The organism is Bradyrhizobium sp. JHI2711, assembly GCF_056156565.1.
Genome location: NZ_JBPZPT010000001.1, coordinates 1,437,615 through 1,453,699 on the forward strand (window position 1 = coordinate 1,437,615; position 16,085 = coordinate 1,453,699).

7 protein-coding genes are annotated in these 16,085 nt (G+C 63.4%); all 7 read right to left on the reverse strand.

Annotated elements, in window-relative coordinates:
- On the reverse strand, positions 1-9,732 hold the full coding sequence (locus tag ACTEK7_RS06885) for a non-ribosomal peptide synthetase (RefSeq protein WP_225146528.1): 9,732 nt from the start codon (positions 9,730-9,732) through the stop codon (positions 1-3).
- Between the two features lie 56 nt (positions 9,733-9,788).
- Complete coding sequence (locus tag ACTEK7_RS06890) at positions 9,789-10,757, reverse strand: TauD/TfdA family dioxygenase (protein ID WP_225146527.1); 969 nt, start codon at positions 10,755-10,757, stop codon at positions 9,789-9,791.
- A complete protein-coding gene (locus ACTEK7_RS06895; RefSeq protein ID WP_225146526.1) occupies positions 10,726-11,481 on the reverse strand; it encodes a thioesterase II family protein in 756 nt (251 codons plus the stop codon). The genes ACTEK7_RS06890 and ACTEK7_RS06895 overlap by 32 nt, the downstream gene beginning before the upstream one ends.
- Before the next feature lie 21 nt (positions 11,482-11,502).
- A complete protein-coding gene (locus ACTEK7_RS06900) occupies positions 11,503-11,730 on the reverse strand; it encodes an MbtH family protein (protein WP_057029849.1) in 228 nt (75 codons plus the stop codon).
- A 171-nt stretch (positions 11,731-11,901) separates the two neighbouring features.
- On the reverse strand, positions 11,902-12,084 hold the full coding sequence (locus tag ACTEK7_RS06905; RefSeq protein WP_225146525.1) for a hypothetical protein: 183 nt from the start codon (positions 12,082-12,084) through the stop codon (positions 11,902-11,904).
- 22 nt (positions 12,085-12,106) lie between these two features.
- Entirely contained in the window at positions 12,107-14,446 is a 2,340-nt protein-coding gene (locus ACTEK7_RS06910) for a TonB-dependent receptor (protein WP_225146524.1), read from the reverse strand.
- A 249-nt stretch (positions 14,447-14,695) separates the two neighbouring features.
- Entirely contained in the window at positions 14,696-15,844 is a 1,149-nt protein-coding gene (locus ACTEK7_RS06915) for an amidohydrolase (protein WP_225146523.1), read from the reverse strand.
- Positions 15,845-16,085 lie beyond the last annotated feature (241 nt).

The window sequence follows — 16,085 nt, forward strand, 5'->3', positions numbered from 1 at the left end:
TCACTGCTCCGTTCCCACCAGTTCCTGGAGCTCTTCGGCATCGAATTCTTGCTCGATGAGCCTGATCGACACGACCCGGGCAAATGAGGCAAGATCGGGATGAGCGAACAGATCCGAGACCGCGATTGACACGCCGATCTCCTGCGACACCCGGCTCAGCACCCGCACTGCGAGCAAGGAATGTCCGCCGAGCTCGAAGAAGTGATCGTTGCGTCCGACCTGATCGACGTCGAGCAGCTCCGCCCAGATCCCGGCCAGCGCCAGCTCGATCTCGTCCTCGGGTGCCTCGTAGGTGCGACTCGCCAACGCATCCTCGCCCGGCGCCGGCAGTGCACGCCGATCGATCTTACCGTTAGCGGTGAGCGGCAACTGCTCCAGCACCGTCACCGACGACGGCACCATGTAGTCAGGCAGAACGGCGGACAGTGCATCGCGCAAGGCGCGGCCGTCGAGCGACGGCCCGCCACTCGCATAGGCGAACAATTGGCGCCCGGTCCGGCCTTCGCCCGCCACAACGGCCGCCGCACGCACGCCACGCTGCTCGAGCAGACGCGCCTCGATCTCTCCGAGCTCGATACGGAAGCCGCGGATCTTCACCTGCTGGTCGGCGCGGCCGACATATTCAATCACGCCGTCGTTGCGCCAGCGCGCGAGATCGCCGGTGCGATAGAGGCGCGTGCCATCGTCGCTGAACGGATCGGGGACGAACCGCTCCGCGGTCAGTGCAGCCCGGTTCAGATAGCCGCGGGCCTGGCCAACACCACCGATGAACAGCTCGCCGGTGACGCCGGCGGGAACGATATTGAGGTCGGAATCGAGAATGTGCGCCGACCTCGCACCGACGGGCCGTCCGATCGGTGCGGGTTGGTGAGGTGTCAACGCGGCGGCGTCGACGATCCACGCCGTCGGCGCGATCACCGTCTCGGTCGGGCCGTAGGCGTTGACCAGAAGATCGATCTTGACAGCTTCTCGAAATGCCCTGACTCCGGTATCGAACCAGGCTTCGCCACCGACGATACAGGCCCTGATCGCCAGCCTGCGCCCGCCCTGCCGCAATGCCGCGCTCAATTGATCCGCATAGGCCGGCGGCAGAAAGATCGAGGTCACAGCGTTGCGGGTCATCTCGCTGACGAGATCGTCAATCAGGAGACCGGGCTTCGAAGGCAGGACGAGCGAACCGCCCATCATCAGCGGTACCAGCCATCGCTCGTGGGCGATGTCGAAATTGATCGATGCCGTCTGGAACTCGCGGTCACGCGAGGTCATGCGGTACAGTCGGCCGATGGCTTCGCAATGCATCGCCAGCGGCCCGCGCGCAACCGCCACGCCTTTCGGCGCGCCGGTCGACCCGGACGTGTAGATGACATAGGCCAGGCTGTCCGGATGGATTTCGATGTCGAGGTTCCCGCCGTCCTCGCCGGCGCGCGGCGATGGCTCGTCGATGCAGAGCGCCTCGACCCCGGCTTCGCGCAGCACCGGTGCAAGCGGCTCGAGCAGCGCGCCTTGCGTCAGGACCAGCGCCGCGCCGCCGTCACGCAGCATGTAGGCAAGCCGCTCGGCCGGATAATCCGGATCGAGCGGCAGATAGGCGCCGCCGGCCTTCAAAACCGCGAGCAGCGCGATGATCATGTCCGGGCTTCGGCTCAGGGCAATGCCGACCAGCCGATCCGGACCGATATTCCAGAGGCGAAGGCGTCGTGCGAGTGCGTTCGCACGCGCGTTCAACTCGCCATAGGAGATGCGCTGGTCGCCGCAGACGATGGCAATGGCAGACCGCGCCTGCGCGGCCTGCGCTTCGATATGCATCACGACGTCGGCGCAGGATGATGCGGAGGTCAGCCGCGCTGCGCCACTCCATTCGAGAGCTCGTCGCGCGTCCTGCTCGCCTGCCGCAGAGAGATCACCGAGCGCACGTTCCGCATTCGCCGCGATCCGGTCCAGCAGGCCGTGGAGAATGTCGCGAAGGCGCAGGATCGCCGCCTCGTCGAACCGGCACCGGTCATAGTTGAATTCAATGTTCAGCCGATCGCCTGCAGCGAACACCGCGACCGCCAGCGCATAGTTTGTCGGCGTCACATGCGCCACACGTCCCAGCCGCGGACCACCTTCCCCGCCTCGCAGCACCCCCTCGTCGATCGGATAGTTTTCGAACACCAGGATACTGTCGAACAGCGGCTGCCCGGCACGGCCGGCGAGGCGCTGAATGTCGTAGAGCGGCGTCCAACCGTGCTCGCGCAGCGCCAAATTCTGTTCCTGCAACTGGCGCAGCCAATCGCCCACGATAGCTTGCGGGCTGGTCGCATCGACGATGGGAAGCGTGTTGATGAAGAGGCCCACCATCTCCTCTGAACCGGGCAATTCGGCCGGACGACCCGAGATGGTCACGCCGAAAGAGACCGCGGACTGCCCCGAATGACGCCGCAGCAGCTGCGCCCATGCCCCTTGTATGAGCGTGTTGAGTGTTACCCGTTCATGCTTTGCAAAGGACTTCAATCGCTCGGTCAACGCTGCGTCCACCGCAAGCCCGACGCTGGCATGGCCTTCGGCGAGGGATGTTTTGGGGGGCGTCAGTGTGTTCGCGAGCAATGTGGGCGCCTCAAGCCCTGCCAGAGCCTCGCGCCAGAACCTCTCGGCGCTCTCGCGATCGCGGCCCTGCAACCATGCAATGTAGTCGCGATAGCCGCCCTGCACGGCCGGCAGCGGGCGGCCGCTCGCCTGCTGCAACACCTCGGCCACGAGCCGGGCCGAGCTCCAACCATCGACGAAGATGTGATGATGGGTCCAGATCAGCCAATGCCTGTCGTCGTCGAGACGGATCAGACGGATACGCTGAAGCGGCGGCTGCGAAATGTCGAAGCCCATCTCGCGCTCACGCCGGGATATCTCCGCCAGCGCGGCTTGCAGATCCGGAGGCGCGCTGCCGCGCCAGTCCTCCTCGACGAACGGCACCGTCACATGACGATGCACCATCTGCTGCGCTGCGCCCGACAGGTTCTGCCAGACAAACCCGGTCCGCAGGGCCGCATGCCGGTCGCTGACTATCTGCCACGCGGCTTTCAGCTTGCCCGCATCGACGCCGAACAGTTCGAGCCCGACCTGATTCACATAGGCGTCGTTGGCACCGTCGCGCAGCGCATGAAACAGCATGCCCTGCTGCATCGGCGAGAGCGGATAGATTTCCTCAATGCCGCGAAGATCCAAGGCCGCAGCCAACCGATCGAGATCAACCTGAGCGAGCCCAGACAACGGGACATCCGATGGCGTGAGGCCGAACGCTCCGTTGCAGCAATGGGCGATCAGTTCGCGCAGTGCGTCCTTGTAATGTGCGGCGAGCCGCTCGACCGTCGCGTCCCGGTAGCGCTTGCGTCCGTATCCGAGAGATAGTTCCAATCGGCCGTCACGCACGAGGCCAGTGATGTTCAGCCAGCCGCGCATGGGTGCCGTGGCGCTACGCGAGGGACCTGCACTCTCCGCTGCGAAGGAGAAGCGCTGGTTGGTGCCTATGTTGGCGTCAAAGCGGCCTAGATAGTTGAAGACGATCTGCGGCTCCGCCAATTGAGCCAGAGCATGGCGCTGCTGCTCGGAGCCGAGATGGCGCAACACGCCATAGCCGATCCCGCGATTCGGAATCGCGCGAAGCGTCTCCTTGACCGCCTTGATCAGCGACGCCTCGTCGCCTGCATCTTTCAGCCGGACCGGGAAGGCCGTCGTGAACCAGCCGACGGTGCGGGACACATCCGCATCTGGGAAGATCTCCTCGCGGCCGTGGCCTTCGAGCTCCACGGTGATCTCGTCGTGCTGGCTCCAGCGCGACACCGCGCGCACGAGACCGGCGAGCAGGAGATCGTTGGCCTGGGTCCGATAGGCAGCCGGCGCCTGTTCGAGGAGCTGTGACGTCAGGTCGGCATCCAACACCAAGGACACCTCGCCGCCATCACCGACGCGATCGACATCGCCATGGTCGTCGTTGCATGGCAGGCGTGCGCCGGCGCCACGATCCAGCCAATACGGCAATTCGGCCGCGATCTCCGCCGTTCCCGCATAGGCATGCAGCCGCTCGCTCCACGAGGCAAAGGAGTCGCTCTTCGGCGGCAGCGCGACGGGACTGCCACGCTGCAGCTGGTCATAGGCCAACGCCAGGTCTTCCAGCAGGATACGCCAGGACACGCCATCGACGACGAGATGATGGATCGCAAGCAGCAAGCGTTGGCTACCATCCGCCAGGTCCATGCCGACCGCGCGCAGCAGCGGTCCGGAAGACAGTGAGAGGCTTTCCTGCGCGGCACGGGCGAGCGCCGTGATGTCCGTCGCGCCGCCGACGCCCGCGTGAATCCATAACAGTTCGGATGACGCCGGTGCCGGGCCCTGCTCCGCCCGCCAGGCGCCATCCACCTGCTTGAACCGCAAACGCAGCACATCGTGATGGTCCGAGATGGCCGCAAGCGCGCGCCGCAGCGTCTCCCAATCGACCTGCATACGGGGCAGCAGCAGAACCGCCTGGTTCCAGTGATCCCGGTTGGCAATGTCCTCGGCGAAGAAGCGCGTCTGAATCGGCATCAGATGGGGCATGCCAGATGCGGTGTCGCCGACTGACGCCTTCGCCGCCGGTCTCTCCTTCTTGGTCGTCCCCGCCGATATCACGGCGACCGTCGCCAACCCGGCAATCGTCTGCTGGCTGAAGATCTGCTTCGGAGTGAGCCGGATGCCGCGCTTGCGCAAGCGGGCGATGATCTGCAGGCTCAGAATCGAATCGCCGCCGAGTTCGAAGAAATTGTCATTACGGCCGACGCGCTCGCGAACGAGCACCTCGCACCAGACCGCCGCGATGGCAATTTCAATATCCCCCGCAGGCGCGGCATAGCCGGCCGACGCCCCCTCTTCGGCCGGTTCGGGCAAGGCGCGACGATCGACCTTTCCATTGGGCGTCAGCGGCAATTGCGCCAACATGACGATGTGTGACGGAACCATATAGTCCGGCACGATTGCAGCCAGCTGTTGCTTGATCGCATCGGCCTGTGGAGCGGCGCCGCTCTCAGCCACGCAATAGGCGATCAGCTCCTGGCGCTCACTTTCACCGATGGCGCGTGAAACGACCACCGCGTCACCGATTCCCTGCAGCGCCTTGATGACGCGCGCGACCTCGCCCAACTCGATGCGATAGCCGCGCAACTTGATCTGGTCATCAGAACGACCCAGGAATATCAGCCGGCCCTCGCGGTCGCAGCGGACACGATCCCCGGTTCGGTAGAGGCGCCCGCCCGAGGCGCCGAACGGATCCGGCACGAAGCGTTCCGCGGTCAGGCCCGCCGCGCCGCGATAGCCCCGCGCCAGCCCAGCGCCGCCGACATAGAGCTCGCCAACGACTCCGATCGGCACCTCGTTCAAGGCGTCATCGAGGACATGGACGCGCAGATTGGCAAGAGGCAGACCGATCGGAACCGAACCGTCCCCGCGGCCTGCCGCGCACTCATGCGTCACCGCACCGACGGTCGTTTCCGTGGGCCCGTAATGATTCAGGATCCGGCATTCCGGCCGCAAACGCCGGACGTCGTCCAGCAGCGCGCCATCGCACGCCTCGCCGCCCAGGACGAGCGCGTCGCGGGGGAGCAGATCGGCCGAGTGCGAGGCCTGAAGCAGCCCTCGCAGATGGCTCGGCACGATCTTGAGAATGTCGACCTCGCCCTCGCGCATCGCTTGTGCAAACGCATCCGCGTCGAATACGGCCTCCGGTGACAGCAGATGCAGCGTGCCGCCGGATGCGAGCGCACCGAACAGGACAGTGTGGCCGAGGTCGGCCGCCACCGTCGAAACCATCGCCATGCTCGCCGACGGGCGCGGCTTCAGACGTTGCAGCAGAGCCTGGACATAATTGGCCAAGGCCCCGTGCGAGACGCTGACGCCCTTAGGCGCGCCGGTCGATCCGGAGGTATAGATGACGTAAGCGGTCTGCGTTGGATGAATGGTCGTGTCGAGCGGCAGGCTCGATACCTCGGCGCGCGCCGCTTCCGCCTCCGCGTCGAGCACCAGGCAGCCCAGCTCGCGCGCATCCGCCAATTTGTCGCCCGCCGCAAGCATGATGTCGATGCCGCCGTCGGTCAGGATACGGCGGACGCGCTCCAACGGCCATTTCGGATCGAGCGGGACATAAGAGCCGCCCGCCTTCAGCACACCGAGCAAGGCGACGACAAAGGCCGGAGAGCGCTCGATCCACAGCGCAACCGGTGTCTCGCGTGCCACGCCCTTCGCGATGAGGGCGTGCGCGATACGATTTGACCGCTGCTCGAGCGCCGCAAAGGTCAGTTGCCCCCGGCCGCATCGAATGGCGATGGCGGTCTGTCGATCGACTGTCGCCGCGCGATGAAGGCTCACCACATCGGCGAAGCCGAACGCCGCAGCCTCACTCGGCACGGTCTGCCGGTGTCCGTCGTCGATGACGAAGTCCGATATCCGCCGCTCGGCGTTGTCGGCGATCTGGCGCAGCATCGAACCGAATTGCGCCGCCAGCCGTGCAATGGTCGGACGATCGAATAGGTCGGTGGCGTAGTTGAACGTGACCTTCATGCCGACGCCATCGATGACGTCGAGGGCGAGATCGAAATGCGAACCAGCGAGATCGACAATGTCGACGTCGGCAGCGAGCCCCTCCACGCCGGAGAAACCGCCCGGCGCCGTCATGTAGTTGAACTTCGCCTGGAACAGGGGATTTTGCCCACCGCTGCGTTCGGGCTTGAGGCTGTCGACCAGCATTTCGAACGGAAGATCCTGGTGCGCCAGTGCCTCGACCACCGATTCCCTGACCTGACGCAACAGGCTCGTGAAGCTCGCTTCGGCGGTCATCTCGGCCCGCAGCACCAGCGTGTTGACGAAACATCCGATCAGTCGTTCGAGCTGCGTATGCCGGCGCCCGGCGACCGGCACGCCGACACGCAAATCACTCTGCCCGGTGTAGCGATGGAGCAGCGCGTAATATGCGCCGAGCAGTAGCATGAAGACGCTGACGCGCTGCTTGTCGGCGATCTCCCGGAGCTGGGACGCAAGCACGGCGTCGATGGCCAGACCGATCGTATCGCCGGCATGGCTCTGGATCGTCGGGCGCGGCCGATCATGCGGCAGCGCCAGCACCGGGTGAACATCGCCGAGCTTGGCGCGCCAATAGGCGAGCTGCCGATCGCCCTCGCCGCCCGCAAGCCAGCTTCGCTGCCAGGCCGCAAAATCAGCATATTGAATTGCCGGAACCGGCGGCACGCCTGCGTCCTGACCGGTACCGGCTCGATAGAGAGCGGCTAGCTCTTCGAGTAGCACATCAAGCGACCATCCATCGACGATGATGTGATGGGCCAGCAACAGCAATTCGTAGGCATCGTCCGCGAATTGAAGCAGCACGGCGCGCAACAATGGCCCGTTCACGAGATCGAATGGCTTGCCGAGCTCGGATCGCCTGACCGTCTCCGCGCGCTCGGAGCGCTCCCGCACAGAATAGGCGCGGAGATCCTCGTGCCGAATGCCGATGCTCATGACATCGTGGACGAGCTGCGTCCCACGGCCGTCTCTGGCGATGAACGTGGTGCGCAATATCTCGTGACGACGGACGATCTCGCCGAAAGCACGCGAAAGCACTGCACGGTCGAGCCGTCCCTTCAGACCGATTGTGCTCGCAACGGTATAGGCTGTCCCAGCAGGATCCATGTTCCAGAGGAACCAGAGCCGCTCCTGTGCGTGCGACAGCATCGTGCGATCGGCCGCGACGGCCCATGGGATCGGCGGGAGCGCCCGGCCAGCGCCGGTGCCCGCCAAAACATCGATCCGGCCAGCGAAGGCCGCAAGCGCCGGCGCGTCGAAGAAGGTGCGCAGCTCCACTTCCACGTTCAGGCGGTCGCGGATCGCCGCGGCTACTTGGCCAGCCGCGATCGAGTTTCCGCCCAGCACAAAGAAATCGTCCTCGCGATGCACCGCCGCGACGCCAAGCGCCTCGCACCACATCGCAGCGACGGCGCGCTCGGTATCAGTCGCCGGCACCGTCAGGGATGCAGTGCCGCGGCGACGCCCTCTCTCGAACACCGCGAAGCTGTCGAGCGTGTTGTCGGCGAGACGCGTTGCGCAGGCCGACCGCTGCAGCTTGCCGCTCGTCGTCAGCGGCATCGCTTGCGGGTTCAGCAGAACGATCACGGCCGGATATTCCTGCGCCTGCCGGAGCACGGCTTCGCCGATCGCATGTGCGAGCGCTTCCGGATTGCTACGCTTGAGCACGGCGCGGCTGAACTCCGCCGCCACTCCGATGGCTTCACGCCCCTCGACCTCGATGGGAAAGGCGGCAACCCGTCCGCTGCGGACGGATTCGACCTCGGCTTCGACCGCCTGCTCAACATCCGTCGGATAGACGTTCTGCCCGCGAACGATCAGCAGGTCCTTGAGACGACCGGCCACCACGAGTGCGCCGTCGCGAAGGAAGCCGATGTCGCCGGTCCGCAGCCAACGCGCACCATCTCGCTCGACGAAGGCTTGATGCGTGGCCTCGACATTGTTCCAGTAGCCGAGCGCGACACTGGGACCGGTGACCCAGATCTCGCCCACCTCATTCGACTCGGCCACCGCCGATTCGTCGACGCGCATGATGCGCACGGCGTGACCAGCAGCAGTTCGACCACATGCCACGAGGTCCGTGCCTTCGCTGGCGCTCGCGATGCGGCCGGCGGCGAGTTCCGCGGTGTCGAGCGTGTAGCTGACGGTCTCGGCGGTGATGTCGCTGGCCGTGACCAGCAGCGTCGCCTCCGCAAGTCCATAGCAAGCCGTCAACGCCCGTCGATCGAACCCGGCCCGCGCAAACCGGTCGCCAAATTTCTCGAAGGTGGTGCGGCGGACGAACTCCGAGCCCGAGAACGCAAACCTCCACCGGCTGAGGTCGAGCCGACGGATGGTCTCTTCCGAGATGCGGTCGGTGCAGAGTGAGTACGCGAAGTCGGGGCCACCGCTCAACGTGCCGCCGTGACGGTCGATGGCCTCGAGCCAGCGCCGTGGCCGCTCCAGGAAGTTCCGTGGCGACATCAGGACGCCGGTAAAGCCCGTGAACAGCGGGTTCAGAAGTCCGCCGATCAGCCCCATGTCGTGATAGAGCGGCAGCCAGCTCACAAACACGTCGTCCGGCGTTCCGCCACAAACCGCTTCGATGGCACGCTCGTTGGCCGCCAGATTGCCGTGAGAGACGCAAACGCCCTTCGGCTGCGAGGTCGAGCCGGATGTGTACTGGAGGAACGCGATCCCATCGGCCGCAGGCCCCGTCTCGCGCCAGTCCGCCGCGAGATCGGGCGAAATCGTGTCCACCGCAACGATCTGCACGTCGGCGAGCTCGGGCAATGCCGCCTCGATGAGGCCGCGCAGCCCCGTCTCCACCAGGATGAAGCGCGGCGCGGCATCTCGCAGGATACCGTTGAGTCGTCCCGCATAGCGCTCGGGGCCGCCCTCAGGCGGATAGGCCGGCACGGCGATTACGCCCGAATACAGGCAGGCATAGAATGCGACGGCATAGTTGATCCCGCTCGGAAGCAGGATCACCGCCCGCTCGCCCGTACCGCCCATCTGCTGAAACCAAGCCGCAAGCGCCCTGATCCGAGCGTCGAGCGCGGCGAACGTCAGCTCGTCGGCGACGTCGTCGCCTTCGAGGAACCGCAAAGCCATCTTCTGCGGTCGCAAAGCGGCATGCTCTCGCAAGCGTTCGACGAGGTTGGATCTATCCATCTTCGAAAATTCCTGTCCGGCCGCGCGCCGGAAATCCCCACGCCGAGTGCCGCCGATCACCCGTGCCGATGAGCTTCGGCCATGGCGACGATCACCTTGCGCGGCCCCTTGAACGGGGCACGCGCGTGCGCGGTGAGCATGTTGTCGAGCATCACGACGTCCCCAGCCTGCCAGGGAAAGCTGATCTTGTGCCTCTCCAGAACGGTCCGGACCGTTGACAATGTTTCGCCCTCGATCGTCGAACCGTCGCCATAGAAGACGTTGCGCGGCAAATCGGCTTCGTCGTCGACCACGTCGAGCAGACTCTCGCGCACCTCCGGGTCGAGATTGGAGACGTGGAACAAATGCGCCTGGTTGAACCAGACCCGGTCACCGGTGACCGGGTGCTGCGCCGTGCCCTGACAGATCTGGCGCGTGCGGAGCTCGCCGTCTTCCTTCCACTCGCATTCGATGTCGTGGCGAGCGCAGTAAGCCTCCACCTCCGATCTGGAGTCGGTGCCGAACACCTGCTGCCAGTCGACGTCGAGCCCGTTGCCGTAGTTCCGCACATACATCACGCCCTTCTCGGTAAACCGCTCGCGAATGGCCGGCGGCATGTCGCGATAGATGGCGCGGCTGTCGGCGATCGGCGTCTCGCCGCCTTCCAGCGCCGGCTGCATGCAGTAGAACCAGATCTTCATCGGCCAATCGCGGGTATAGGCCTGCTCGTTGTGCAGCGGGATATGCTGGTGCGGCGGATACTCCGTGGACGTGTAGACGCCTGAGGTCACCTGCGAACGCGGCGTCGACCCGAACTCGTAGGTCAGCAGCGGGTGGCCGAAATCGGCCGCGAAGGCTCGAAACGCATCGGGACCATCGAGCGCGAAATCGCGAAACACGATGCCGCCGCTGTCGGTCAGGTACCGGTCGATCGTCGTACGCAGCGCGGGAAGGGCTTCGCCAAGCGGCTGCCCGGCCTCACCTGCCCTGAGCAGCATGGGAAGAGTCTTGCCGTCAATGAGTGGTTGGACGGAGAACGCGCTCATGATCCTCGCTCCGATGCGAAGCAATCGATCGCCCCGATTGCCGGGCCAGCGCCCAGCCGATCCGGTCGATCAGCTCGGCCTGCTCTGTGTGAATGAAGAAGTGATGCCCGGGCAGAATATCGAGCGTGAATGACGCCGAGGTCTCCTGCCGCCAGGCCTCGAGCGCTTCGCGGCCGGTCTCGTCGTCCGCTCCGCCGAAAACGTGTACGGGGCACGGCAATGGACGCCGCGGCCGGTAGACATAGGCCCCGCACATCAGAAAGTCTGCGCGCAGCACCGGCAGCGCGGATCGCATCAACTCGGCGTTCGACAGCGCCTCGTCGGGCGTGCCCTGAAGATTGCGAAGCTCCTGCATCAGCGCTTCGTCGCTTAGGGGATAACGCCACTTGTTGCCATCCCGAACTGCCGGCGCTTCCGCCCCCGAAGCGAAGAGAATGGCCGGCGCAGGCACTCGGCGATCGACCAGGCCATGTGCGAGTTCGAACGCAATCACCGCGCCGAGGCTGTGCCCGAACAACGCGTAGGGCCCATCGAGCTGCGCGGCGAGTTCGCCAGCGAGCTGCGCCGCCAGCACGTGCGGATCGGTCGCCAGCGGCTCGTCCATGCGCGCACCGCGGCCGGGCCATTCCACCGGCCGAACGTCGATCCACGACGGCAGCAGCCTGCGCCACCGCGCATAGAACATGGCGCTGCCGCCGGAGTAAGGCAGACAAAGAAGCCGCATCGGACGACCGGACTCCGCTGACTACGCCGTCTGCTGAGGCGCCGCATCGTCCATGAATTTGCGCAAGCTGAGCGGGCGCATGTCGGTCCACACCTGTTCGATGTGGTCGAGACATTCCTTCTTGCTGCCTGACTTGCCCACCGCCTTCCAGCCGGCCGGAATCTCCTTGAACGTCGGCCAGATGGAGTATTGCTCTTCGTGATTGACGACGACGGTGAAGGTGACGTCGTCTCTGTCGAACACCATCATGGCGCGATCCCCTTTTCGGAAAGCGAAAGCAGAGACGTTTGACTAGGTCAGAAGCCGACGAGGGTCAAAGCAATATCGACGCGCCTTTTTGTAAGACCTCAAAACTGGCGACGGGAGAACACAATGCAACCTCCGCGCTTGCGCGCCAACATGCGGGAAAATATCGAGATTTCAGAACACGTCGCAGATTGCTGCAATTCTAACTGCGTAAGAAGGAACTTTTCCGATGTAGCATGATGGTGCGATTTTATCGCGGTGGTGTTTCATGACACTGTCATCAATCGCGACAAGTGCAGCTTGCTGATTATGGACCAACGAAAAACCGCCGCGGACCAGATCCACGGCGGTGCGCATCGGGAGTACCAAGGACCAGCGTTCAGAAATTGAACGTCGTCGACAGGAGGTAGGTGCGCGGCGCGCCGAGTGATACCGCGCTACTCACCGTGCGATAGGAATTCCAGTACGCCTCGTTGAACACGTTCTCCACGCTGGCGCGAACAACAATCGGCTTACCGTTCCAAGGCGACAGGAATGTGTAGCGTGCGCCAAGGTCGACTCGCGTCCACGCAGGAAGCTCCTGCGTATTCGCATCGTTGGCGTAGCTCTCGCTAGTGTAGATGACCCGGCCGGTCATAGTCAGTCCCGGCAGGAACGGGGTGTCCCACTCGGCGCCGAGGTTCAAGTTAACCGCCGACACGCCGACGGGAACCTTGCCATTGTAGTTGACGATGATCGATCCGACGGAGACCGCCTGCCTGACGACCTCGCCGTCAATGAAGGTCACACCACCCAGCACCCGGAACGTCGGGGTCACCTCCCCGAAGGTGAACAGTTCGAAGCCCCGATTGCGCTGCTCGCCGGAAAGTCGCCTCGCAGGTAGGGTTTGCCCCGGCACTGCGACCGAAATAATGTTCGGACTGGTGATGTCAAATGCGCTGGCAGTAAAGCCGATCCGGCCCATATCGACCTTCATGCCGACTTCCTTCTGCTTGGTCTGAGCAGGAGGAATGATCTCGCCAACGTTCGAATACGACGTGGCTCCGACAACGACTTCGGGCGCCTTCAGGCCTTCGATGTAGTTTGCGTAAAGGGAGATGTTCTCCACCGGCTTGACGATGACCGCATAGCCGGGACTCCAGGTCGGAACGTCGACACTCGATTTGGCAGAGGTCAGCAGGTTCACGCTGTCTACGCCCGCTGTCTGCCGCCTCGCCCCGACAACAAACTGAAGCCTGTTGTTGAACATCGACATCGTATCAGCGATACCGACACTGGTAAGCTTGGTTCGCGTCTCCAGATTCTGGGCGACGGTAGCGAAGTTGGGATAAGGGATCGGAACCGGATTGTACAAGTTTGAATTGATCGCAGCGCCTGCCCTGCCGAACGAACTGTAATCTCGCTCGAAAGCCGAGTAGTTCACAGTCAAGAGATGATTGATGGGGCCGGTATCCACCGAGGCTCGCAGCCCGACCTCACCTGTATAATTGTCATAAACATCGCGCCCGCTGAATGGAACGGCCGTCCAGTTGCCGTTCGCGTTCGTGATGCGCGGCGATGGATAGACGTAGTCGATCTCGCTCTTGTGATATCCAGCCGCACCGTACGCCGTCACCGACTCCGTTAAATCGACTTCACCGCGCGTCATGGCAAACGCGTCTTTCGGTTTCCATGTCGCCCATTCCGGCATGTAATTGGCGCCGGGCTTCGGAAGGGCGGGAACTGGGATGGTGGTCGCGAACGGAGGACTGGTGGTAAACGTCAGGAACCGCAGCGGCGGCTTCAGATCATCAGCCTGATAACCGATATCCGTTGAAAAGCGCACGCGTTCACCCCGGTAGTCCAGATTGAGCACGGCGTTGCCGAACTGATCGGTCTGCCGATCATACGCAGTCGAGCCGCCCCGCGCCTCACCATTGAACCGGACGCCCCATTCTTTATGTTCGCCGTATCGACGGCTCACATCGGTTTGCAGTCCGAACTGAGACCTTGATATGTAAAGTGCAGTGAGTTGCGTGATGTCGAAGTCAGGTGCGCGCTTAGTCACCAAGTTAATGCTACCACCATTGGCACCTGCAGGCGGCATGCCGCCGAGAAGCACGCCCGGTCCCTTCAGAACCTCGACCCGCTCAAGGAAATTCGCTGACGTGGAATAGAACGGCGCCATTCCATAGAGGCCATTCATGGCGTAGTCGCCACTGTCGTGGTAGAAGCCCCTGATGTAGACACCATCGATGCCATTGCCGGCAGGCGTCTTCACCCGGACCGAGGGATCGTTGAACAGCACATCGCCGACGGTACGCGCCTGCTGATTCTTGATCAGCTCCGCCGTATAGCTCGTCTGGTTGAACGGCGTGTTCATCACGCCGCGATTGCCGAGCAGACCGAGACTCCCGCCGGTTGCAACCTGGCCGCCTGCGTAGGCGGGCGGCACCGTGCCGACCGTTCCGGTCGAGGGCACCACATAGGGAACGGGTGTAGCCTGGCGCGGAGGCGCCGCGGCGACTGATCGCTGTCCACGCGAGGCGCGCGTCGACTGTGATCTCTGGACCGGCTGACGAACTCTTGGCTTGGGGGCATCCACGGTCACGGGCGGCAGATTGGATTGCGCAACCGCATGCTGAAGGTCACCCGAAGATTCCATCGACAGTGCGAGATAACTCACCGCGCCCAACGATAGTGTACGCACGATTTTCCTGGCCGAGAGTTCACGCATCATTCCTGCGCCCCAATTCCACTTGCAAGCACGTCCCCGTCGCTTCCTAACATACGACGGTGCTGCGAGAAGGAATTGGGACCTAGAAATTATCTAAGGTTGCACGACGAAACCGTCGTGATCGGAGAAGCGATTTCCTGCTTCGAACTTCACTGCAAATTTTCGAAAGCTTCTAGTTTCAAATCGTTCTAAGCGCCGATCCAACATGTGACATGCAGGCGATACGCTGTCACTCCGTCCGGAATTCTCTATTTAGCCAAGCAGGTTGCGTATGGTGCGCACGAATATTCTTGCACCAATTTCTATCAACTGATCCGGAAAGTCGTAGTTCGACTCATGCAGCCCGGGATGCTCTTTGCCGGCTCCCAGGAAAAACATCGCCGACTTCGAACGGGAGCCAAAACGTCCGAAGTCCTCGGAGCCACGCAGTGGAAGGCTCTCCGCCGAATGTCGCACCCCCTCTGCGTCCAGCGCGCTTCTAAGCTGGGCAACAGCATCGACGTCGTTTGCGCAATGATTGAAGACGTCGCGATAAGCGATTTCCGTGCTCAGCCCCTCACCGGCCGTCACGCGCCGAACCAAGTCTTCCGCCTCCAGGCGGAGCCGTTCCATCATCACGTCGGTGCATGTTCTCAGTGTCGCCCACAACTCGCCGAAGCCCGGCGCGATACCGAACGCAGGCTCCCCAAGTCTTGCGTGGGTGACCGTCAGCATTGAGAAGTCGTCGTCTAGCTCCGTCCCGCGCCCGAGCGCGGGTATCTCCAGCAGAAGCCTGGCGAGCGCGTCTTTCGGGGAGATACCGAGCGCCGGATTCGACGCGTGCGTCGTTCGTCCTGATAATCTGATCTGCATTCCTTGCGAGGCGCAATTCACCAAACCTTCGGCAAGAGAGACCTGTCCAAGACCGAGGCCGGGAAGGTTATGCAGCGCGAAGACAAAGTCGGGCCGCACCTGCTCAAACTTCGCGTCAGCCAGAACGGCGGCCGCACCGGACCCGTCCTCCTCGGCCGGCTGAAACAGGAGCGCTACGCGACCTCGGCTTGGACGTTGCTGGCTCAGATTTTGCGCTACGGCCGCCAGAATTGCCATATGACCATCATGACCGCAGAGATGGGCCTTTCCTGCTATCAGCGATCGATGCTTGAGTTCTGATTTTTCCTGGATCGGCAGTGCATCCAGTTCGGCCCGAAGCATGATCGTCGGGCCAGACTCACGTCCATCATAGATTCCAAGCACGCCGTGACCACCGAGGCCCGAAACGATCCTGTCGGCACCCGCCGCCTGAAGACGGGCCCGCACGGCTTCCGCGGTTTTTGCCTCTTGCCCCGACAGTTCTGGCACGGCGTGAAGATGGCGTCGCCATGTCACCAATTCATTCAGATCGTTCTCGGTCAGGAACATTGGGCTTCTTTCTCACTCATGACCGGCGGCGAAACGCCTGTTGTAGTCGCTGCACTGCTCTCGTCAATTCGATCGCGCGGAAGCCGAGCTCAGTATCACGCCTCAGACCGTCTGCTCAAATTTGCAGTCGATAGATTTTTGTGCATCTCCCGGTGCACACATCGTGCACACGCCGCCCCTTAGCCGATTGAAAATATTGAGCTCTCGCTCCAATCCATCACGGCGCCGTAGAGAGCTTTCC